Source organism: Methylobacterium sp. WL119 (assembly GCF_008039875.1).
GTDB lineage: Bacteria > Pseudomonadota > Alphaproteobacteria > Rhizobiales > Beijerinckiaceae > Methylobacterium.
Window position 1 is genome coordinate 75970 of sequence record NZ_VRUU01000009.1, and the last position, 20871, is coordinate 96840.

The 20871-nt window shown below is 68.2% G+C and carries 20 protein-coding genes and 1 tRNA gene; 14 read left to right on the top strand and 7 right to left on the bottom strand.

Translation table 11 applies throughout. From position 1 onward, the window contains the following. Window positions 1-153: 153 nt before the first annotated feature. Entirely contained in the window at window positions 154-444 is a 291-nt protein-coding gene (locus FV227_RS06510; protein ID WP_147727020.1) for a hypothetical protein, read from the top strand. Window positions 445-468: 24 nt separating this feature from the next. Here FV227_RS06510 and FV227_RS06515 read toward each other — a convergent pair whose 3' ends face one another. Next, entirely contained in the window at window positions 469-1215 is a 747-nt protein-coding gene (locus tag FV227_RS06515) for a YebC/PmpR family DNA-binding transcriptional regulator (protein ID WP_147727021.1), read from the bottom strand. Between the two features lie 202 nt (window positions 1216-1417). Here FV227_RS06515 and FV227_RS06520 point away from each other — a divergent pair, with 202 nt between their 5' ends. Continuing rightward, window positions 1418-2473 (top strand): SDR family oxidoreductase, encoded by a 1056-nt coding sequence (locus FV227_RS06520; RefSeq protein ID WP_147727022.1) that lies wholly within the window; start codon window positions 1418-1420, stop codon window positions 2471-2473. Window positions 2474-2477: 4 nt separating this feature from the next. Here FV227_RS06520 and FV227_RS06525 read toward each other — a convergent pair whose 3' ends face one another. The 4 genes from FV227_RS06525 to FV227_RS06540 all read right to left on the bottom strand — a co-directional run bounded on the left by FV227_RS06525 (window position 2478) and on the right by FV227_RS06540 (window position 5971). Continuing rightward, the gene (locus tag FV227_RS06525) at window positions 2478-3221 is read right to left on the bottom strand and encodes an HAD-IA family hydrolase (RefSeq protein WP_147727023.1); all 744 of its coding nucleotides are present in this window, start codon (window positions 3219-3221) and stop codon (window positions 2478-2480) included. Window positions 3222-3231: 10 nt separating this feature from the next. After that, window positions 3232-3918 carry a ribulose-phosphate 3-epimerase gene (gene rpe, locus FV227_RS06530; protein WP_147727024.1) on the bottom strand — a complete coding sequence of 229 codons (687 nt, stop codon included), beginning with the start codon at window positions 3916-3918 and terminating at the stop codon, window positions 3232-3234. 109 nt (window positions 3919-4027) lie between these two features. Continuing rightward, a complete protein-coding gene (locus FV227_RS06535) occupies window positions 4028-4888 on the bottom strand; it encodes a phosphoribulokinase (protein WP_147727025.1) in 861 nt (286 codons plus the stop codon). Window positions 4889-4912: 24 nt separating this feature from the next. Beyond that, window positions 4913-5971 carry a class 1 fructose-bisphosphatase gene (locus FV227_RS06540; RefSeq protein ID WP_147727026.1) on the bottom strand — a complete coding sequence of 353 codons (1059 nt, stop codon included), beginning with the start codon at window positions 5969-5971 and terminating at the stop codon, window positions 4913-4915. A 188-nt stretch (window positions 5972-6159) separates the two neighbouring features. Between FV227_RS06540 and FV227_RS06545 the strand changes: the two genes are divergently transcribed. Both FV227_RS06545 and FV227_RS06550 read left to right on the top strand, forming a co-directional pair. Beyond that, window positions 6160-7122: a LysR family transcriptional regulator gene (locus FV227_RS06545; protein ID WP_147727027.1), complete on the top strand. Its 963-nt coding sequence runs from the start codon at window positions 6160-6162 to the stop codon at window positions 7120-7122. Then, entirely contained in the window at window positions 7119-8351 is a 1233-nt protein-coding gene (locus FV227_RS06550) for an FAD-dependent oxidoreductase (RefSeq protein WP_147727028.1), read from the top strand. The genes FV227_RS06545 and FV227_RS06550 overlap by 4 nt, the downstream gene beginning before the upstream one ends. A 90-nt stretch (window positions 8352-8441) precedes the next feature. Here the strand turns inward: FV227_RS06550 and FV227_RS06555 are convergent, their stop codons facing one another. Then, entirely contained in the window at window positions 8442-8624 is a 183-nt protein-coding gene (locus tag FV227_RS06555; protein ID WP_147727029.1) for a hypothetical protein, read from the bottom strand. A gap of 192 nt (window positions 8625-8816) precedes the next feature. Here FV227_RS06555 and FV227_RS06560 point away from each other — a divergent pair, with 192 nt between their 5' ends. The 7 genes from FV227_RS06560 (at window position 8817) to FV227_RS06590 (ending at window position 18233) form a co-directional block, all read left to right on the top strand. Continuing rightward, entirely contained in the window at window positions 8817-10028 is a 1212-nt protein-coding gene (locus FV227_RS06560; RefSeq protein ID WP_147727030.1) for an efflux RND transporter periplasmic adaptor subunit, read from the top strand. Between the two features lie 10 nt (window positions 10029-10038). Beyond that, on the top strand, window positions 10039-13182 hold the full coding sequence (locus FV227_RS06565) for an efflux RND transporter permease subunit (RefSeq protein WP_147858586.1): 3144 nt from the start codon (window positions 10039-10041) through the stop codon (window positions 13180-13182). 421 nt (window positions 13183-13603) lie between these two features. Continuing rightward, entirely contained in the window at window positions 13604-14347 is a 744-nt protein-coding gene (locus FV227_RS06570) for a TetR/AcrR family transcriptional regulator (RefSeq protein ID WP_147858587.1), read from the top strand. A gap of 152 nt (window positions 14348-14499) precedes the next feature. After that, a tRNA-Leu gene (locus FV227_RS06575) sits at window positions 14500-14584 on the top strand. An 86-nt stretch (window positions 14585-14670) separates the two neighbouring features. Beyond that, the gene (locus FV227_RS06580) at window positions 14671-16317 is read left to right on the top strand and encodes a DUF6538 domain-containing protein (RefSeq protein ID WP_147858588.1); all 1647 of its coding nucleotides are present in this window, start codon (window positions 14671-14673) and stop codon (window positions 16315-16317) included. Window positions 16318-16430: 113 nt separating this feature from the next. Continuing rightward, complete coding sequence (locus FV227_RS06585) at window positions 16431-17144, top strand: hypothetical protein (protein ID WP_147858589.1); 714 nt, start codon at window positions 16431-16433, stop codon at window positions 17142-17144. A gap of 39 nt (window positions 17145-17183) precedes the next feature. Continuing rightward, on the top strand, window positions 17184-18233 hold the full coding sequence (locus FV227_RS06590; RefSeq protein ID WP_147858590.1) for a restriction endonuclease: 1050 nt from the start codon (window positions 17184-17186) through the stop codon (window positions 18231-18233). Here the strand turns inward: FV227_RS06590 and FV227_RS29730 are convergent. After that, a complete protein-coding gene (locus FV227_RS29730; protein WP_246686362.1) occupies window positions 18219-18434 on the bottom strand; it encodes a hypothetical protein in 216 nt (71 codons plus the stop codon). The two genes, FV227_RS06590 and FV227_RS29730, sit on opposite strands and share 15 nt — an antisense overlap. 446 nt (window positions 18435-18880) lie before the next feature. On the opposite strand from FV227_RS29730, the gene FV227_RS06605 reads away from it, so the two are divergent. From FV227_RS06605 to FV227_RS28870, 3 genes are all read left to right on the top strand, one after another. Continuing rightward, complete coding sequence (locus FV227_RS06605) at window positions 18881-19234, top strand: hypothetical protein (RefSeq protein ID WP_147858593.1); 354 nt, start codon at window positions 18881-18883, stop codon at window positions 19232-19234. Between the two features lie 12 nt (window positions 19235-19246). After that, a complete protein-coding gene (locus tag FV227_RS06610) occupies window positions 19247-19810 on the top strand; it encodes an ImmA/IrrE family metallo-endopeptidase (RefSeq protein WP_147858594.1) in 564 nt (187 codons plus the stop codon). 246 nt (window positions 19811-20056) lie between these two features. Continuing rightward, window positions 20057-20668 carry a hypothetical protein gene (locus FV227_RS28870; protein ID WP_187274706.1) on the top strand — a complete coding sequence of 204 codons (612 nt, stop codon included), beginning with the start codon at window positions 20057-20059 and terminating at the stop codon, window positions 20666-20668. The last annotated feature ends 203 nt before the right edge of the window (window positions 20669-20871 follow it).

The following is a 20871-nucleotide window of genomic DNA, read 5'->3' on the forward strand; positions in this document are numbered from 1 at the left end:
GAACGCCGTACCGGCTCTGTCTGAGCACATAGCGTGAACGAAGGGTTTCGCCAAACGGTCGCGGCTGACCGACTTTCGAAACTGAGGCGATCGAACTACCGTCGGCTTCGCGGCGCGCCACGATGCGGGCCGAAACTGCGGGCGGGCTGGCGGATGAACACCCTCGATTGGCTGGTGCCGACCCTGGCCTTCCTCGCGCCGCTGCCGCCGATGCGGCCGGAGCCGCCGAAACCGCTGCGCGGCAACGCCTGGGCGGCGGGCATGGTCATCGGCAGCGTCTGCCTGATGATGGTGCTGCCGATGTTCACGATCTGGAGCTTCTGGGGGCCGCACGATTCCTTCCAGGTCCGCTGCGAGGCCTCGGGCGGCCGCGTGCTGCAGGACCCGGCGATCGGGGTCGCGCCCTACCGCTGCGACCGCAGCGGGGCGGCCTCGCCCCGCTGACGCCCGCGCCCCGCGTCTCGCGCCTCAGGCCTCGAGCTTGGCCACCAGCGCGTCGGACAGGGCGAAGTTGACGTAGACGTTCTGCACGTCGTCCTGGTCCTCGATCACCTCGACGAGGCGGATCAGCTTCTCGCCGGTCTCGTCGTCGACGTCGATCGTGTTCTGCGCCTTCCAGACGAGGCCGGTGCGGGTCGGCTCGCCGAAGCGCGCCTCCAGGGCCTTGGTGACCTCGCCGAAGGAGTCCTGCGCGCAGGTGATCTCGTGGCCGGATTCGTCGGAGCGCACGTCGTCGGCGCCGGCCTCGATCGCCGCCTCCAGCATCGTGTCGGCGTCGGCGACCGAGGCCGCGAAGCCGACCACCCCGACACGGTCGAACATGAACGCGACGGCGCCGGTCTCGGCGAGGCTCCCGCCGGACTTGGTGAAGGCCGAGCGCACGTCGGAGGCCGTGCGGTTGCGGTTGTCGGTCTGCGCCTCGACGATCAGCGCGGCACCGCCTGGGCCGTAGCCCTCGTAGCGGATCTCCTCGTAGGTCTCCCCGTCGGCACCGGCCGCCTTCTTGATCGCCCGCTCGATGTTGTCCTTGGGCACGTTCTCGGCGCGGGCCGCGATGATCGCCGCGCGCAGGCGTGCGTTCATCGCCGGATCGGGCAGGCCGAGCTTGGCCGCCACCGTGATCTCGCGGGCGAGCTTCCCGAAGAGCTTCGAGCGGACGGCGTCCACCCGGCCTTTGCGGTGCATGATGTTCTTGAACTGGGAATGGCCGGCCATGGCGTCGCGCGTTCTTTGGGTCTTGGCGGCGGAGGGCTCGCGCCCTCGACGCCGCCGGGCGGGGATGCCGCGGTTTATACGCGCGTGCGGCGCGGGGAGGCAACGCGGGCGGCACACGCGAACGCGATCGGCCGACGACGGAAAGATCAGCGGCGACGGGCGTTCCCGAACCGTGGCCGACCGGCGCGCCGACGAGGACAGAATGCGAAAACAGGTTGAGCGGAAACGGACGGTCGTGGTCACGGGCGCCAGCGCCGGCGTCGGCCGGGCGGTCGCCTGCGAGTTCGCCCGGCATGGATGGAACGTCGGCCTGATCGCCCGAGGCGAGGCCGGCCTCCACGGGACGATCGAGGACGTGGTGCGGGCCGGCGGACGCCCGATGGCGTTCGCGGCCGACGTCGCCGACGCGGACGCGGTGTGCCAGGCGGCCGCCGAGGTCGTCGCGGCGTTCGGCGGCATCGACGTCTGGGTCAACAACGCGATGGTGACGGTCTACGCGCCCGTCCAGCAGACCTCCGCCGAGGAGTTCCGTCGCGTCACCGAGGTGACCTATCTCGGCCAGGTCCACGGCACGCTCGCCGCGCTCGAGCACATGGTGCCCAAGGATTCCGGCACCATCGTCCATATCGGCTCGGCCCTGGCCTACCGCTCGATCCCCCTGCAGGCGACCTATTGCGCGGCCAAGGCGGCGGTGCGCGGTTTCGTCGACTCGCTGCGCAGCGAATTGCTGCACGACGGCAGCAAGGTGCGGCTGACGATGGTGCAGCTGCCTGCGGTGAACACGCCGCAATTCGATTGGGCCCGCTCGGTGCTGCCGCGCAAGCTCGAGCCGGTGCCGCCGATCTACCAGCCCGAGGCGATCGCCCGCCACGTCTACGCGGCCGCGCAGGCGGCGCCGCGCGAGCTTTGGATCGGGACGTCGGCCTGGAAGGCGATCGTCGGCAACATGGTGATCCCGGGCTGGATCGACGGGTATCTCGCCCGTCACGGATATCGCGGGGAGATGACCAGCGTGCGCGCCAACAAGCACCGAGCCGACAACCTCTACGAGCCGGTGGACACCGATCCCGGCGCCCATGGCCGTTTCGACGACCGCTCCGTCGGCCACGTCGCCGCCGCCGACCCGAAATGGCTGAAGCTCGGGCTTGCCGCGGCACTGGGCCTCGTCGCGGGGACGATGCTGTTCGCGACGGAAGCGCAGGGGCGGCACGATGCGCGCCGGCAGTCGGCCGGTCGCCGGCTCGCCCGTCGCGACTGATGGGTCAGGCGCTCGCGTGCCACTCCCTCAGGCCCGCGAGCGTCACCACCCCGTCCGCCCACGCGAACCCGAAGACGTGCCGGTGCGGATGCCCCGGCTCGCCGAGATCCGACACCGCCGAGAACGCACCGTCGAGGCGGTGGCTCTCGGTGTAGCGGCTGCGGGTCGCCAGCACCGGCAGGCCGGCATCGAGCGCCGAGCGGATGCCGGCGGCGGAATCCTCGAACGCGATGGCCTCCGACGGCGCGATGCCGAGGCGTTGCACCGCGAGATCGAAGATGTCGGAGGCCGGCTTCTTGCGGGCGGCCTCGTCGCCCGAGGCGATCACGTCGAAGGGGCGGTCGCCGGCCGGAAAGTTGACGGCGAGGAGCGTGTCGACGTTGGCGCGGGTGGTGGTCGTCGCGATCGCGAGCCGGACGTCGCCCGCCCGCGCCTCGGCGATCAGCCTCGCGACGCCTGGGCGGAGCGCGAGCGCGCCCTCCGCGACGAGGCCGCCGTAGATCGCGGTCTTGCGGGTGTGGATCTCCGGCATGCGCGCTCGCAGGCCCGCGGCATCGCCGTGGCGGGTCGCGACGTAGTGGGCGAGCCGCTCCTTCCCGCCCATCACCGTCAGCAGGTCGGCGTAGCACGCCGGGTCCCAGTGCCAGGGCAGGCCGAGCTCGGAGAAGGCGTGATTGAAGGCCTGGCGATGCAGGTCCTCGGTCTCGGCCAGCGTCCCGTCGACGTCGAAGATCAGCGCCTTCAGCATGAGGTCGCCATCAGCATCGGATCGCCCGGCCGCGCGCCGCCTCGGCGCCGGCGCGGATCGCGGCGATCCGCTCGGCGTAGCGGTCGGGGCCGTCCTTGAACACCGCGTTGCCGGCGACGAACACGTTGGCGCCGGCGGCGGTCGCACGGCCGACCGTCTCGGCGTCGACGCCGCCGTCGACCTGGATGTCGATGGCGCGGCCCGCGATCATCGCCTTCACCCGCGCCACCGTCTCCAGGGCGCTGCCGAGGAAGCTCTGGCCGCCGAAGCCCGGGTTCACCGTCATCACCAGCACCATGTCGGCGAGGTCGAGCAGCGGCTCGACCATCGCGGCGGGCGTTCCCGGGTTGAGCGCGATGCCGGTGCGCTTGCCCAAGCTTCGGATGGTCTGGAGCGAGCGATGGCTGTGCGGCCCGGCCTCGACGTGGACGGTGATGCCGTCGGCGCCGGCGTCCGCGAAGGCCGCGAGGTAGGGGTCGGCCGGCGCGATCATCAGGTGCACGTCGAAGAACTTCTTCGTGTGCGGGCGCAAGGCCTTCACCACCGGCGGCCCGAAGGTTATGTTGGGCACAAAATGCCCGTCCATCACGTCGAGATGGATCCAGTCGGCGCCGGCCGCGTCCACGGCGCGGGTCTCCTCCGCCAGCCGTGCGAAGTCGGCCGACAGGATCGAGGGGGCGATGATGGCCTTTGGCATGCGGCAGGTTCCGAGACGCGCGGGGCCGACACGCCCTCGCGCGGGCTGATGAGGGGTGGGGAAGCCCGGCCAAAACAGCCGGACTTATTGCCCGCGACGACCCGTGCGGTCAGGCGAGCCGGCGCTTGCGCTCGACGAGTTGCATGATGATCGGCGTGAGGATGAGCTGCATCGCGAGGTCGAGCTTGCCGCCGGGGATGACGATCGAGTTGGCCCGGCTCATGAAGCTGCCCTCGAGCATCGAGCGCAGGTACGAGAAGTCGATGCCCTTGGGGTCCTTGAAGCGGATCACCACCATCGATTCGTCGGCCGTCGGGATCCAGCGGGCGATGAACGGGTTCGAGGTGTCGACCGTGGGCACCCGCTGGAAGTTGATGTCGGTCCAGGAGAATTGCGGGCAGATGGTCTGCACGTAATCCGGCATCCGCCGCAGGATCACGTCGGTGACCGCATCGGTCGAATAGCCCCGGAACGACCGGTCCCGGTGCAGCTTCTGGATCCATTCGAGGTTGATCACCGGCACGACGCCGATCTTCAGGTCGGGGTAGCGCGCGAGGTCCAGGGTCTGGTCGACGACGCAGCCGTGCAGGCCCTCGTAGAACAGCAGGTCGGAGCCGGGCGCGAAATCCTCCCACTCGGTGAAGCTGCCCTGCGGCCGCCCGTAGCGCGCGGCGTCCTCGACGTCGTGGACGTAGTGCCGGGTCCGGCCCCGCCCGGACTCGCCGTAGGTGCGGAACACCTCCTCGAGCTCCGGCAGGAGGTTGGCGCGCGGCGCGAAGTGCGAGAGCGTCGGCTCCGCCGCCATCATCGCGTGCATCGTCTCGCGGTCGAAGGCATGGAAGCCGTCGCCCTCGATGTAGACCGCCGACACGTCCTCGCGCCGGAAGATCTGCTCGAAGGTGTTGCGCACCGAGGTCGTGCCGGCCCCCGAGGAACCGGTGACCGAGATGATCGGATGCCGCGCCGACATGCTGCTACCGGGCGTGTCCCGAGGTCACGAGCGCATCAGCCCGCGCTGCCCGAACAGGGGGGAGCGCCCGGCGGCGTGGTTGCGCCCGTCGTAGTACTTGGCGACGCTGGCGACCTCCTCGACCGAGCCGAAGACCAGCGGCACGCGCTCGTGGATGCCGGCGGCGGCGATGTCGAGGATGCGGCGCTCGCCGTCGGTGGCGCCGGCGCCGGCCTGCTCCATCAGCATGGCGATCGGGGCGGCCTCGTAGAGCAGGCGCAGGCGTCCTTGCGCGTAGCCCTTGCGCCCGTCGCCGGGGTACAGGAACACGCCGCCGCGCATCAGCACGCGCTGCGCGTCGGCCACCAGCGAGCCGAGCCAGCGCATGTTGTAGTCCTTGTCGTGCGGGCCCTCGGCGCCGCGCAGGCAATCCTCGATGTAGGCCTTGATTGGGCCGTCCCAATGCCGGGCGTTCGAGGCGTTGATCGCGTATTCCTTGGCGGCCGCCGGCACCTCGAGCGCGGCATGGGTCAGGCGGAAGGCGCGCTCGGCACGGTCGAGCACGTAGACCTGGGTGCCGTGGCCCAGCGTCAGGATCAGCACCGTGGCCGGCCCGTAGGTGACGAAGCCGGCCGCCGTCTGCGCCGTGCCGGGCGTGGTGAAGGAGGCGATCGGGTCGCCCTCGGCGGTCACGGCCGGGCGGATGCCGAAGATGGTGCCCACCGCCATGTTCACGCCGATGTTCGACGAGCCGTCGAGCGGGTCGATCGCGACCGCGAGCGGCGCCCCGGCGTTGAGGTGCATCACGCCCTCGGCCTCCTCGGAGGCGACCTCGGCGACGGGCGCGCCCTGGAGGGCTTCCGTGACGCGCTGGTGAGCGATCACGTCGAGCGCCTTCTGCACGTCGCCGTCGCTGTTGTGCTGGCCGGCCGCCGCGAGGTCGCCCCCGAGCGCTCCGCGCCCGATGACCTCGCTGATGTCGATGGAGGCCGCCGCGATCGCGGCGATCACGGCGGCGGTGTCGGCCAAGTGCGGCTCCGCCGCGACAGCCTCGGCGAGGCATGCATCGAGCCGCGATCCGAGTGCCGGTGAACCTGTCGACATCCGCTTGCCTTTCCGCCCGAGATCCTGCCGCGCCGTCATGCGTGCGACGGCGCCTGCCGCAGGCCTTACCTGCCCGAATGCCGGCAGGATACCGCACGCGGGTCGCCCTTCACCAGGGACCGACGCCGCCTGTGGGCAAGAAATCTAAAACTTCTTGCGGCCGATTACAAAAAAACTAAAAACAGCGCATGCGCAACCTGTCCCTCAAGCAACTTCAGGCCGTCGCGGCGGTGGCACGTCTCGGCACCATGACGCGGGCCGCCCAGGAGCTCAACGTCACCTCGGCCGCCCTCTATGCCCGCATCCGCCAGCTGGAGGAGGAGGCGGGCCTGCTGCTGTTCGACCGGACGCCGACCGGGTTGAAGCCGACCGATGCCGGCCGCGAGATGCTGTGGGCGATCGACAGCATCAACACCGTGCTGGAGACCTGCGCCGACAAGCTCCGCATTCTCAAGGGCGGCGCCGGCGGCCGGGTGACGCTCGGCGTGGTCTCGACCGCGAAGTACTTCGCGCCGCAGGTGATCGCCGGCTTCGTGAAGGCGCATGCCGGCGTCGAGATCAACTTGTCGGTGCGCAACCGCGGCAACACGGTCGAGGCGCTGCGCAACTACGAGATCGACTTCGCGATCATGGGGCGGCCGCCGCGCGACTTCGCGATCGAGGCCGAGATCTTCGGGCCGCACCCCCTGGTGCTGATCGCCGATCCCAACCACCCCCTGGCGGGCCGCCGCGGGCTGACCAAGGCCGACATCGCCGAGGAAGCCTACCTCGTGCGCGAGGACGGATCGGGCACCCGCACGGTGTTCGAGGAATTCATGAACGGGATCATCATCAAGCGGGCGAAGCTCGGGATCGATTCCGGCTCGAACGAGACGATCAAGCAGGCGGTGATGGCCGGGCTCGGGATCGCGCTGCTCTCCGCGCACACGGTCTCCGCCGAGGTCGAGGCCGGCCGTCTGGTTCTGCTCGACGTCCAGGGCCTGCCGATCCGGCGCGACTGGTACGCGGTCCGCCGGGCCGACAAGGTCCTGGGTCCGGCGGCCGCCGCGTTCTGGGAGTACCTGATGCAGGACGGCGCCCGCTGGTTGCCGGGGGTCGAGGTGCTCGGCCAGGAGACGGTCGCCGCGATCGCCGCCGGGGGCAGGGCGTGAGCGCCGGCCTCGTCGTCGTCGGGGGCGGGCAGGCGGGGTTCCAGGTCGCCGCGTCGCTGCGCGAGGCCGGGTTCGCCGATCCCGTCACCATCGTTGGCGACGAGCCGGGCCTCCCGTATCAGCGGCCCCCGTTGTCGAAGGCCTATCTCGCCGGCAAGACCGACGCCGCGGGGCTGCACCTTCGCCCCGACGCCTTCTACGCCGAGCACCGCATCGCGGTCCGTTCGCAGACCCGGGCCGTCGCGATCGACCGGGCGGCCAGGACGCTGCGGCTCGGCGACGGGACCGTCCTCCCGTACGATCACCTCGTTCTCGCCACCGGCGCGCGCAACCGCCCGCTGCCGGTGCCCGGCGCCGACCTTGCCGGCGTGCGCCAGCTGCGCGACCTCGCCGACGCGGACGCCCTGCGCGCGGCCTTGGAGATCGCGCGGCGGATCGTCGTGGTCGGCGCCGGCTTCATCGGCCTTGAGTTCGCGGCCGTCGCCGCCGCGCGCGGCCTCGACGTGACGGTGATCGAGGCCGCTGACCGCCCGATGGCGCGGGCGGTCTCGACCGAGACCGGCGCTTTCTTCCGCGGCGCGCATGAGGGGCTCGGCGTCCGCTTCGCCTTCGGTGCCGGCGTCGCATCGATCGCGGGGGAGGGCGGCCGCGCCGGCGCCGTCCGCCTGTCGGACGATCGCGAGCTGCCGGCCGACCTCGTCGTGGTCGGGATCGGCGTGCTGCCGAACCAGGAGCTCGCGGCCGAGGCCGGCCTGTCCGTCGCGGACGGCATCCGGGTCGACGCGTTTCTCGCCACGGACGACCCGGCGATCTCGGCGATCGGCGACTGTACGCGCCATCCCAGCGCCTTCGCGACGGGATTGTCCGCGGACGGCACCGTGCGGATCGAATCGGTGCAGAACGCGATCGACCAGGGGCGGTGCCTCGCGGCCCGCCTCGCCGGCCGGCCGGCAGCCTACGCGGCGCTGCCCTGGTTCTGGAGCGACCAGGGTCGCTACAAGCTGCAGATCGCCGGCCTCTCGGGGCCGTCGGACCTGTCGGTCCGGCGGGGTGCCGGCGAGGCGTTCTCGGTGTTCCGCTACCGCGGCGCGCGCTTGGTCGCGGTCGAGTCGATCAACCGCGCGGGCGACCACATGATGGCCCGTCGCATCCTCGGCGCCGGACGGACGCCGACGCCGGTGCAGGCCGCCGACCCCGCCTTCGACCTCAAGGCGTTCGCGGTGCCGTGAAACGCATCGACCCCGCACGGCCGGGGCCGAACGGGGTCGATGGTCGTCGGATGGGGTGAGGCCCGACCCGCCCGGGCCGGGCGATCGCCCTCAGGAGATCAGGTCGAGCTTCGCGGCTTCGAGGCCGTTGCTGCGGACCGATTCCGGCAGCGCGAGGAAGTCGCGGTAGCCGGCCTCGCGCGCCATCGCGTCGAGGGCGGTCGCCTCGTCGCCGGCCGAGCCGGTCCACAGGACGATGCCGTTCTTGGTCTGACGAATCTGGAAGATGCTCATGGGAGCCCCGTCGCATGGGATGTTGAAAGCTTAACGTCCTCAATGCGGCGCGGTTGCAGATATTCGGCCGCCTATTTCCATGCCGTCGTCTACGCTCCCCGGGGCGTCGGCGCGTGCCTTCAAAACGCCGGGCTGCGGTGCGACAGGGCAGGCTCAGGCGAGCCCGCGGCCGCCAGCGAGACCACTGCTGTGATGCGATCCTTCGTTGCCGCCCTGCGTGTCGCCGGCCTCGCGGCGGCCTTCTGCGCGGGCGCATCGACCGCCGGCGCGGTCGAGACGGCGGCGGTGCCCGAGCCGCAATCCATCGCGCCGGCGATCAGCGTCGTGCCGGCCCAGACGCGGGAGATCGTCGAGCGGGCGGTCATCACCGGCACGCTGGTGCCGCGCGACGAGATCCTGGTGTCGCCGGAGATCGAGGGCTTCCGCATCATCGAGCTGCTGGCGGAGGAGGGCGACCGGGTCGCCGCCGGCCAGGTGCTCGCGAAACTCTCCACCGAGATGATCGCGACCCAGGAAGCCGCGAACGCGGCGGCGGTCGCCCGGGCCGAAGCCGCGATCGTTCAGGCCAAGAGCCAGATCGTGCAGTCGGAGGCGGCCCAGACCGAGGCGCGGCTGTCGTTGGAGCGCGCCCAGGCCCTGATCAAGACCGGGAACGCCACCGCCGCGATCCTCGAGCAGCGCGTCTCCGCGGCACAGGGCGCGGACGGCAGGCTCGCCTCGGCCCGCGGCGGCCTGCAGGCCTCAGAGGCCGATCTCGCCACCGCCAAGGCCTCGGGTGCCGAGATCGCGCTCAAGCGCGCCCGCGCCGCGATCCGCGCGCCGGAAGCCGGGATCGTCAATCGCCGCACCGCCCGCGTCGGCGGAACCGCGACCGCGGCCGGCGAGCCGCTGTTCCGCCTGATCGCGCGCGGCGAGATCGAGCTGGAAGGCGAGGTGCCGGAGACCTGGCTGCCGCGGATCAAGATCGGCGATCCGGCCCAGCTCGACCTGGAGGACGGGCGCAAGATCGTCGGCAAGGTCCGCCGGGTCTACCCGGAGGTCGACCGCACCACGCGGCTGGGCAAGGTCCGCATCGCGCTCGGCGACGATCCCGCGCTCCGCATCGGCGCCTTCGGCCGCGGCACCGTCGAGGTGGCGCGGCGAACCGGCGTCGCGGTCCCGGTCTCTAGCCTCCTGTTCGCGGCCGACGGCAACGCCGGGGTCCTCGTGGTGAGGGACGAGCGGGTCGAGGCGCGCAAGGTCGTGCCCGGCCTCTCCGCCGCGGGGTTCTCCGAGGTTCGCAGCGGGCTTGCCGCCGGCGAAACCGTCGTCGCGCGCGCCGGAAGCTTCCTGCGCGACGGCGACCGGGTGCGGCCCGTGCCGCCCGAGACCCTGACGCCGCTCGCCGACGCGACCGCGCGCTAGGGGCGACGTCATGCGCCTCAACATCTCCGCCTGGTCGATCCGCCAGCCGCTGCCGTCGATCGTCCTGTTCCTCGTCCTGATGCTGCTGGGCTTCGTCAGCTTCCGCTCCCTGCCGATCACGCGCTTTCCCAACATCGACATCCCGATCGTCTCGGTGACGATCACCCAGTCGGGCGCGGCGCCCTCCGAGCTTCAGACCCAGGTCACGAAGTGGGTCGAGGATTCGGTGGCGGGCGTGAAGGGCGTCAAGCACATCCTCTCGACCATCACCGAGGGCTCGTCGGTCACCACCATCGAGTTCCGGCTCGAGGTGAACACCGATCGGGCCGTCAACGACGTGAAGGATGCGGTCTCGAAGATCCGCCTGAACCTGCCGCGGACCATCGACGAGCCGATCATCAACCGCGTCGAGATCGCCGGCCTGCCGATCATGGTCTACGGCGCGTCCGCGCCCGCGATGACGCCGGAGGACCTGTCGTGGTTCGTCGACGACGTGGTCGCCCGGTCGATCCAGGGCGTGCGGGGCGTCGGCGGCGTCGAGCGCCTCGGCGGCGTCGCCCGCGAGGTCCGCGTCACCTTGAAGCCCGACCGGCTGCTCGCGCTCGGCATCACCGCGGCCGACGTCAACCGGCAGCTGCGCCTGACCTCGGCCGACATGGCCGGCGGACGCGGCGAGGTCGGCGGCCAGGAGCAGTCGATCCGCACGCTCGCGGCCTCGGCGACCCTCGACACGCTCGGCGCCACATCGATCGTCGTCTCCGGCAACCGCAAGGTGCTGCTCGACGAGCTCGCCACGCTCACCGACACCGCCGAGGAGCCGCGCACCTTCGCCCGCTTCAACGGCGAGCCGGTGGTCGCCTTCGCGATCTCGCGCTCGGCCGGCGCCAGCGACGCCGAGGTCTCGGTCGGCGTGGCCGACCGGATCGCGTCGCTGCACGCCGCCAACCCGGGCGTGCGCTTCGACCTGATCGACACCTCCGTCACCAACACGGTCGGCAACTACCATTCCGCGATGCTCGGGCTGCTGGAGGGCTCGGCGCTGGCGGTGATCGTCGTGCTGCTGTTCCTGAAGGACTGGCGCGCGACGCTGATCGCGGCGGTGGCGCTGCCGCTTTCGGTGCTGCCGACCTTCTGGGTGATGGACGCGCTCGGCTTCTCGCTGAACGCCGTCAGCCTGCTCGCGATCACGCTGGTGACCGGCATCCTGGTCGACGACGCCATCGTCGAGATCGAGAACATCGTCCGTCACATGCGGATGGGGAAGACGCCCTATCGCGCGGCCCTCGAGGCGGCCGACGAGATCGGCCTCGCGGTCATCGCCATCACCGCGACGATCATCGCGATCTTCGCCCCCGTCTCGTTCATGGGCGGCATCGCCGGGCAGTACTTCAAGCAGTTCGGACTGACGATCGCGGCCGCCGTGTTCATGTCGCTGCTGGTCGCGCGCCTGATCACGCCGCTGCTCGCCGCCTACTTCCTGCGCGACCACGGGCCGGAGGACACGCGCGAAGGCGTCGTGATGCGCGGCTACACCCGCCTCGTGGCGTGGTCGGTGCGGCACAAGTTCGTGACGCTGGTGGCGGGGCTGGCCTGCTTTGCCGCCTCCATCCTGTCCACCGGCCTGCTGCCGTCCGGCTTCCTGCCGGCCGAGGACGCGGCCCGCACGCTGTTCGTGGTCGAGCTGCCGCCCGGCGCCAAGCTCGCCGAGACCACGCGCGTCACCGACGCGCTGGTGGACAAGATCCGGACGCTGCCCGAGGTCCGCAGCGTGTTCGTCGACGGCGGCCGGCAATTGCCGGGGAAGAAGGAGGTGCGGCTCGCCTCGCTGACCATCAACCTGACGCCGAAGAACACGCGACACCGCACGCAGAAGGAGGTCGACGTCGCCGTCGGCGCGATCCTGCGGCAGCAGCCCGACATCCGGTTCTGGGCTTTGCGCGAGGGCGGCCAGCGCGATCTCGCGCTCATCATCGCCGGCCCCGACAAGGCGGTGGTCGCCGACGTGTCGCAGCGCCTCCAGCGCGAGGCGGCTCAGGTGCCCCACCTCGTCAACGTGATCTCGACCGCGCCGCTCGACCGCACCGAGATCCGCATCCGCCCCAAGGCCGGGGTCGCGGCCGATCTCGGCGTCTCCACCGACCTGATCGCCGAGACGGTGCGCGTCGGGACCATCGGCGACATCGGCGCCAACCTCGCCAAGTTCAACGCGCGCGACCGTCAGGTGCCGATCCGGGTGCAGCTGCCCGAGACCCTGCGCGGCGACCTCGCCCAGCTCGAGACCCTCAAGGTCCCGGTCAAGGGCGGCGCCGCGGTGCCGCTCTCGACGGTGGCCGACCTGTCTCTCGGGCAGGGCCCGACCGCGATCGACCGCTACGACCGGGCGATCCGCGTGGCGCTGGAAGGCGACATGCAGGGCTCGGACGCCCTCGGCTCGCTGATCGACCAGGTCATGCACCTGCCGACCGCCCAGGCCCTGCCGCCGGGCGTGACCATCAGCCAGACCGGGGACGCCGAGGTGATGGGCGAGGTGTTCTCCGGCTTCGCCCTCGCCATGGGCGCGGGGCTGATGATGGTGTTCGGCGTGCTGATCCTGCTGTTCGGCTCGTTCCTGCAGCCGATGACGATCCTGTTCTCGCTGCCGCTGTCGATCGGCGGCGCGATCCTCGGGTTGCTGGTGTTCCACAAGCCGATCTCGATGCCCGTCGTCATCGGCATCCTCATGCTGATGGGCGTGGTCACGAAGAACGCGATCATGCTCGTCGATTTCGCCGTCGAGGAGATGGGTCGCGGCGTCGACCGCGCCACCGCGATCATCGATGCCGGCCGCAAGCGCGCGCGGCCGATCGTGATGACCACGATCGCCATGGCCGCCGGCATGGTGCCCTCCGCGATGGCGCTCGGCATCGGCGGCGAGTTCCGGGCCCCGATGGCGATCGCGGTGATCGGCGGCCTCATCGTCTCCACCGGCCTGTCGCTGGTCTTCGTGCCGGCGATCTTCGTGCTGATGGACGACCTCTCCCGCCTGATCGTCCGCCTGTTCTCCCGCTTCGTCGGCGCGCGCGACGACCCGGAGGAGGCGGGGCGCGCGCCTTCCGGCCATCCCGCCAACGATGGGCGGGGCTACCCGGCGCCGCCTCGGGTTGCCGCGGAGTAGGGGACGCTTCGGCGCACGCGCATCTTCGATCGGGGCGCGGACATCGCGTTCGGGCGGTCGATCCGAGCGCTTCGCGGTCCCGTCATCCCGCGATGAGAGGCCTGTCGCTCACCGCGCCGGCGCCGCAAGCGCCTTCGGCCCATGATCCACGACCGCGTTGCCGACCACGGCCGCGATGGAGAGCAGGGCGGGCAAGGCCGGCGCGCGATCGTGCCGCCATCGTCGAACACCGCGCCTCGCGTGCGCCCTATGGGCATGACGTGCCATCGCCCTCGTGCGGCAAGCGCGCACAAAGGCACTGCCCTCGTCCGCCCGCGTCCCTACATAGGGAGCGAGACAGGATCGGCCGTTTCGCGCGTCGATCGTCACGAGGCGCGTCGCCCCTTCGGAGCGTGCGCGAGATCAGCCAGGAGCAGGCCGCATGACCGAGACAGCAGGCTCGCCGAAGAAGGGCCGCAAGCCGGCGGATCCCGGCGCCCATCACGAGGCGCCGACGCAGCCCCCGCGCGAGGCGGCGGTGGAGGCGCTGATGCGGCTGGCGGCCGAGCAGCCCTGGAACGACATCGAGGTCGGCGACATCGCCCGCGAGGCGGGTCTGAGCCTGGCGGAGCTGCGCGACCTGTTCCCGTCGAAGGGCGCGATTCTCGCCGGCCTCGCCCGGATCATCGACCGCAAGGTGCTCGAGCAGGACGGTGCCGACCTCGCCGAGGAGCCGACCCGCGAGCGGCTGTTCGACGTGCTGATGCGCCGGCTCGACGCGATGACGCCGTACAAGCCGGCCTTGCGGCGCATCTCGTTCGCGCTGCGCGGCGACGTGCTGTCGATGCTGGCCCTGAACGGCGTAGCCCTGAACTCCCACCGGTACATGCTGGCCGCTGCCGGGATCGATACCGAGGGCCCGCTCGGCCGGCTCAAGCTCCAGGGCGTCGTCATCGCCTTCGCCCGCGTGGTCGAGACTTGGCTGCAGGACGACGATCCGTCGCTCGCCCGGACTATGGCCCGCCTCGACAAGGAGATCCGCAGCGGCGAGCGCTTCATGGAACGCGCCGAGGACGCCCGCCGGCTCGTCGCGCCGTTCCGCGCCCTCGGACGGTCGCTGCTCGATCGCCGGTCCCGGTCGCGCACGCCGGACGTGGAGGACGGCGAGCCGGCGCCGAGCCTCTGACGCGCTGGCGCCCGCCATCGGGCCGGCCATCCGCGCCGAGGCGAGCGCCACGATCACACCGGGCGGTCGAACGCCCGCACATGCGGAATCCCGATTGACGCCACCGATGCCACCCCCTAAACGAGCCTTCGTCGGCGCCGAGCGCCCGGCGAGCCCAGGTGGCGGAATTGGTAGACGCGCTGGTTTCAGGTACCAGTCTTGCAAGAGGTGAAGGTTCGAGTCCTTTCCTGGGCACCAATCAATCGCTAAGCGGTTGATTTTCCGGCAAGTTCATTCAGATCATGTGGTTAGGGCCGCCCGAGTGATGCACACGGGTGATGCACATGGTCCTTGCGATGTCCCGTCCATCCCGCCACCCGAAGACCGGCATATTTTGGTTGCGCAAGCGCGTGCCGAGCGACCTCGTCGTCCGCGTCGGCCGCGCCATCGAATACTTTAGCCTTCAAACCCGTGAGCCCATCGAGGCCAAGCAGCGCCATGCCGAGGCCATCGCCCGACTGGAAGCGCGATGGGCAGAGCTACGGCGCAGCGCATTTGCGGACGCCCCGAGCGTTGCCGCTGAAGCGGGCACGGCCTCCCGTACCCTGAGCGAGCGCGAGTCGGGCGAGCGCGCGCAGTGGATGTACGCCCACTGGCTTGGCCTGCATCGGGAAAACCCCAGCCGGCAACGCTTCTGGCCGACCGACCTTTATCGACAGCTGTGGCATCCGAGAGTGAGTCGCACCGAGACCCGCGAGGACGGACGTGTCGCCGTGCACGCAACACTCGACTTCGCACAGGCCGAGAAGGTCAGCGAGTTGGAGGCATGGTGCCTGGACCAGGCCGAGACGGTGCTAGCCCTGCATGACATCGAGGTGGACGAGGCGAGCGCCCGGCGCGTGGCCAAGGCTATCGCCGCCCAGGTCCAGCGCGCCAGCCTCACGCTCGCGGCTCTAGCCCGCGGCGAGCCCGAAGCTGGTCTGGCAACCGCCCGTGAGGCGACGCCAGCCGCCAAGCCGCCAGTGAAGGCCGTCGGGTTGATGGAGCTCGTCGAGGCCTGGTGGCGGGAGGCCGAGCGCACGGGCAAGTCCGACTCGACGCGGGAGTCCTATACCAACACGATCAAGCAGCTCGCCGCCTTCCTGCGCCATGACGAGGCGCATCGCGTCACAGTCGACGATGTCCGTCGATTCAAGGATCACCGCCTTGCTAGCAGGAAGCGCAACGGTCAGTTGCGCTCGCCAACGACGGTTAAGAACAGCGATTTAGCCGCGCTGACTTCGGTGTTCGGCTGGGCCGTCGCCAACGGGCGCCTCGCCGAAAACCCGGCCTTGGGCGTGACGGTCGCCAAGGTGACGAAGGTCAAGCTTCGTGAGCGAGAGTTCACCGTTGCGGAGGCGCGCATACTTCTGCGGGCTGCGTCGCATCTGAAGCCGGGGCGCGAGTTGCGTCAGACCTACGCTGCCAAACGCTGGATCCCGTGGGTGCTTGCCTTCACCGGAGCGCGCGTCGGAGAGATCGCGCAGATGCGCCGTCAGGATCTTCGAAAAGTCGAAATCGAGGGGCTCCCCGGCGGGGTATGGGTGCTCAGGATCACGCCGGAAGCCGGTACGGTGAAGACGAAGCAAGCGCGCGAGGTGCCGCTGCATCCGCAGATCGTCGAACTCGGCTTTCCGGCGTTCGTCGAGAGCATAAAGGAGGAACGGCTGTTCCTTGTACCGGACGCAAGTAGCAAGATCGCTGGACCGCTGCAGGGGGTGAAAAACCGCCTTGGTGAGTTCGCGCGCGCCTATGTCGACGACCCAGGGGTCAGCCCGAATCACAGCTGGCGGCATCGTTTCCGCACGGTCGCGACTGAAGCTGGCGTGTCCGGCAACGTTATCGACGCGATCTGCGGCTGGTCGGCAAAGAGCGTGGGCGAGCGGTACGGTAGCGTGTCCCTCAAGGCGCGGGCGGATGCCATCCTGCGCCTTCCGAGGATCGACGTTTAGCGCGCGAAACCACACCCTAGTCCACAGTCCACATCGGACAAAAAAATTGCTCACCACGGTCTGAACTAACCATCCTTCTGGGGTTCAAAGGCGCAAAAACCAAGGAGCGTCCTATGAACGGCCCCGATTACGACCGGATCGCAGTCCTCCGAACCCGCCTGAATCACGCCCGGGGCCCAGATCGGAGGCTCGGCTACGAAATCATCGTGGCGCTCCTGCCCGGAACCCAGGAAGCGCAAAAGGCAAGCGAGCTCCTGCGAGGCGACGACGTTAGTACCTCAGTGAAGACGGTCGATCTCGACTTCACAGCATCTATAGACGCGGTGTTTAAGTTTCTCGAACAACGTGAGCTCACAGCATATTGGAGTTTATTATGCAATGCCCCGCGAGCAGGGGAAGAGCCTGATCCAGCGGGGCCCTATACGGCGTATTTGGTGCGGGGCATCTTCTCGCATTCTGGTAGCGGATGGACGGCACCAAGCTGTCTGTTCGACCTGGCCATCCAAGCAATCTGTTCGGGCGCTGACGGGTACAGTGAAGGCGAGTCGATACCCCTATTTGCAACGCCAGATCCAAAGGGTGTGGATCTGATCGCAAGTTGGTCCGACAATCTTAAGGACCTAACCCGGGAAGCTGTGGTCGACTTCTGGCCTCAAATCGAGATGTGGGGCAAGCTTCGCCTGAAGCACCGCGATGGCCGCTTTGCTACGGTCGAGAGCTACGAACTCGAACGCGGCGTCCTCCGTGTCGTTGATGCAAAATCCAAAACATTTTTCGACTTCCCAGACGTCGAGGCTCTTATCGACGCGGGATGGGCAGTCGACTAGTCCTAGCCTGATCCAACAAACCATCGATAGGATACACTTATGCCGACCATCTATGCGCTAAAGGGGCCTTCCGAGAAAGCAAACCTTGTCACCGAAATCCGCCAATCTCTAAATGATGGCGAAGGCCGATTTGGCTGGAGCTATCTGGAGGAGGGGCACGACGACGTCGATCTCAAGCGTATCGCGACAAAGATCAAGGAATTTGGACGTGAAAGTCTTACGCCTTTAGAGATTGAATGTAATCAGGCCTTTCTTCTAGGTCTTGAGCCCGGCGATTGGGTCATCTACATTAACGTACCGAGCTACGGTCGCTGCACGATGGCGCAGGTGAACAAAGCTTATTATTGGAAACACACAGCCCCCGATTTTAATCACCGCTTTGGGGTAGATCCCACGACGGTCAGGGAATTCGACCGCAACGACGCGAGTGTGCAGCCCGCTTTGAAAGCACGTCTCGTCCTTCAAGGACGTTGGTGGCGTATCTACATGCAGGAGGAGTTTGAATTCCTCCGTGCTGCGTTGGTATCAGGTCTAGCGCCCCAACCTCGTAGCCAGGCAACAAGCGCGGCTTTGCTCGGGCGACAAATCGAACCGTTGCTAATCGACATCACGCGTCGGATCCAACACACGCATCCGAACTACGACCTGGAAGTGCTGCTTGAGCAGGTGTTCAAGCTAATGCCAGGGGTCCGGCGCGTGACGCGCCAGGGGGGCGCCGGCGACCACGGTGCCGATCTGATCGTAGAGTACGAAAGCGGGCTACCGATCCCCTCACTTCAGAGCCAGCATACCTGTGTTGTGCAAGTAAAGTCGTACACCGGAACGCACTGGGATTTGCAGGCGGTCAAAGATATCGAGCGCGCCTTCATCCATTACCCCATTGCCGATATGGGACTCATTATTTCGACTGCCGACTCAGCAACCGAGGCCTTTGATGCGGAGATCCAAAAGCTTCGACGCGAGACTGGGAAGCGTGTCGAGCTTCTTATCGGACCCGACGTAGCCCGCATGATCCTTCGGTTCGGAGATGCGGCCTTCTTCGCTTCCAATCAAACGCAAACCCCGCCTGCGCTTTCAACGCAGGCGTAGCGTATCGAAATCCAAAAGGCATTGGGAGGGGGCGTTAGAAGCCCCCTCCTTATCAGCCAAGAACACGGATGCCTGCTCGAACTGAACCAGAATACCCGCCGAGATCGACAGCGACATGCCAATGTCCAGACCGTGGAACTGCGATCCTGAAAGGCGAACGAGTGACATGACCACCGTAGGATCGGTGCTGACGTCCGTCACGATAGCTGCTGAAGTTGCCGCTATCCAACAAACTGACGTTGGCAGCCGAGTCAAGAGTGACCTCGATGACTACCCCGCCATCTAGGAGTCCAAGATCTTTGTGTAGGAAGTTCATGCGCTCCTCCTACTTGTTCTTCTCGGTCGTATGGGGGCTGCGCTGCCCGTGTGCGGTGGTCACGTACCGGCCACTGATCGCGCTCCGGTAGTGATCGCCGCTTGATCCCTTCGGACCGGACGCCTCGTGCACCGTCGTGTGAGGGCTGCGCTGCCCGTGCCCCGTCGTCACGTATCGGCCGCTGATCGTGCTGCGGTACCCACCGCCAGAACCCTTTGCCATCACTCTGCTCCTTGTGCCGCCCAGTTGCTCTCGGACTGTCAGATTGCTATCTCGCAACCATGTGCACACATTGCGATAAAGCCTTTGGATTGCAAGAGAGCAATTTCTGATGGCCACCGGAAAATTTGATGGGGCGGGGTTCTTCGCTGCTCTGGATGCCGAGCGCGCGGGGCGGCGGGCTACCTGGAAGAAGGTTGCAGAACAATCGGGCGTACCGGCTTCCTCCCTCACAAGGATGTCCCAGGGCCGACGGCCGGATGTAGATACGCTATCTGCGCTCTGCGGCTGGTCCGGTCTTAGGGCTGATGATTTCTTTCGGATCGAGGGTGGCGAAAGGCCAAGCTTAGAACCACTTGCTCAGATTACGGTTCATTTGCGAGCAGATCCTAAGCTATCGTCCGAGGGCGCAAAGGCACTCGAAGTGTTGATCAAGACGGCCTACCAGCAGCTTCGAATCAAGTGAGAACGCGTCGGAATGGGTCTGCGGCGGGGGTTTAAAAAAGAAGCGAATTGGTACGCCCGCGAGATGCGGCGCGAACTCAGTCTCACGCCCCAATGCCCCCTCTGCCCCTGGAAGCTCGCGGAACACCTCGATTTCAGACTGTCATCGCTTCGCGCGTTCGAGGCGCTGGTTCCAGAGGAGATCGCTTACCTGCGGTCTGCGCCCGGCCAGACCGACTTCTCGGCCATCACCCTCTTCTACGGATCGGTGCGCTGGATCATCTACAACGATGGCCACGCCCGTAAGCGGCAGGCCGCCGACATTGCGCACGAACTGGCACACGGTCTCCTAATGCATCCCCCCAAGCCGCCTTTCGACGCCCAAGGCTCCCGACACTACGACGCTGTGAAGGAAGAGGAAGCGAACTGGCTCGGTCCGGCGCTCCTGATCTCGGACGAGGCTGCCGTGTGGATCGTCGAAGAGGGGATGTCGGTGCTCGACGCATCGAACCACTATGCTGCTAGCACGCAGGTGGTCCGGATGCGCCTGAATGTCAGTGGCGCGGCCGTCCGCGTCGCCCGTCGGCGGGCCGCGTAGTTCTACGCCCTTCATAGGATTTTATTCTTTACATCTTCAACCGCTTGTGTCATATTGACAGCGTCGGTCGACGAACCGGTGCGCCGCACCGGTGGCGACCAACGTGTGATGGAGAGGCGTGTCATGCACCGGCGATCACGAGCACCACGGCCCCGACCGCCATCGTGCGTCAGTCGGCGCCCGCCCCTCCCTAGCACCTCCGCAAAAGGCCCCATCACGGGGCCTTTGTCGTTTTAGGGGCATTCAATGACCGCCAAACCCTCCCTCGGCACCAACCTGCCCGCCCTCATCAGTGAAGCGCCGCTTACCCCCCAGCCACCGGCCCTGGTGCTGTTTGGGCGCAATCGCAGCGGTAAACCCTGCGCCGCCTGGTTCGAGGGCAATCAGGCCGAGGCGGCTACCGCCGTGGCGGTCACGATGAAGCTGCGCGTGTTGCCGGTCACCGACGACGATCAGCGGGCGCTTGCGCTGCAACTTGCCCACGGCCGCATCCTGCCGAGCGGCAAGGCGCATGTGCCCGGCGCTCGCCGCGATCTCTACGGTCGGCTCGTGGCGATGGCTGGCGACCAGGCTGGCCTCAGCATCACCGAGCGTCCCGAAGAGAGGTGTGAATCGGTCGGTGAGCCGGATGCCTCTTCCTGCGAGGGACTTGCGACAGCCAAGGATCGTGAAATTAAACCGTCCGCTGCTTTTACCGTAGAGAGGACGCTCGCTCCTGAAGCAGCGAGCGTGCTTCCGGCGGTCACGGCGGAAGCCGATACGCCCCCGAAACCTCGCCCCGGGGACGGCCTTTTCGTCGGCGAGGTAAAGCCGACCGAGCGCAACCAGATCGGGCTCGGCAGCATCGTCCTCGCCTAGGAGGGGCCCGACGAGGGGTGGTGGGAAGCTGAGATCATCGGCTGCAACGGCCGAGTTTTCTCGATGCGCTGGCGGGTGTAAAGGGCGGACCAATTCCAGGCCGCTGTGGCGGAGTAAAACCAGGCCAATGGCGGCCGCAGCTTGAACGATGAAGGGGCCCGATCGGGCCCCTTCATCGTTTATCGCCGACCATGAGGCTCAAG